Below are 685 nucleotides of genomic sequence, written 5' to 3' on the forward strand. Positions count from 1 at the left end.
GGACTTTGTATCCGATCGCGCTGTGGGGTCTGTCCTCGTTGTAGTGTCTGCGCCAATCCTCCAGCTTTTCCCTCGCGTCCGCAAGGCTCATGAAGTTGCCATTGATGCGCCATTGGTTCGAGCAACAATTGCGACGCGCGTTCAGACATTCCGCCCGGAGCTTGCTGTTGAACGCTTCGATGAAGCCGTTATCTGTTGGTTTCCCGGGCCGTGAGAAGTCCAGTGTGACCTCGTTGGCATAGGCCCAGAGGTCGAGGTCGCGGGAGATGAATTCGCTGCCATTGTCGACTCGTATCGTTTTTGGATAGCCGATCTGGCCGCACACCCGTTCGAGCGTCTGCACGACGTCTTCGCCGCGATAGCTGAAGCGCGGGTCGGCCGCCGGACAGAGCCGGGAATGCGTATCGACGACGGTCAGGATGCGAAGCTTTTTGCCCAGGGCGAGTTGGTCGTGCACGAAGTCCATCGCCCAGACCTCGTTTGGCCCACCGGCCTCCTGACGGTCCTCACGCAGCTTGGCCTTCACGCGCCGCTTCGGGTGCTTGTTCCTCAACTGCAAGCCCAACTCATTGTAAATTCTACGCGTCTTCTTCATGTTGAGGATCCATCCCTCGCGCCGCAGCAGCACGTGAACGCGCCTGTAGCCATAGCGCACACGGGTCTCTGCATTCGTCGGGCAAACAGT

Annotated in this window: 1 protein-coding gene; it reads right to left on the reverse strand. The window is 59.3% G+C overall.

Features of this window, described 5'->3' with window-relative positions; translation table 11 throughout:
* On the reverse strand, positions 1-685 hold a 685-nt coding region (locus AB0T83_RS20290), incomplete at both ends, for an IS3 family transposase (protein WP_366195007.1).

The sequence above is a fragment of the Meridianimarinicoccus marinus genome (assembly GCF_040689105.1).
GTDB classification, from domain to species: domain Bacteria; phylum Pseudomonadota; class Alphaproteobacteria; order Rhodobacterales; family Rhodobacteraceae; genus Meridianimarinicoccus; species Meridianimarinicoccus marinus.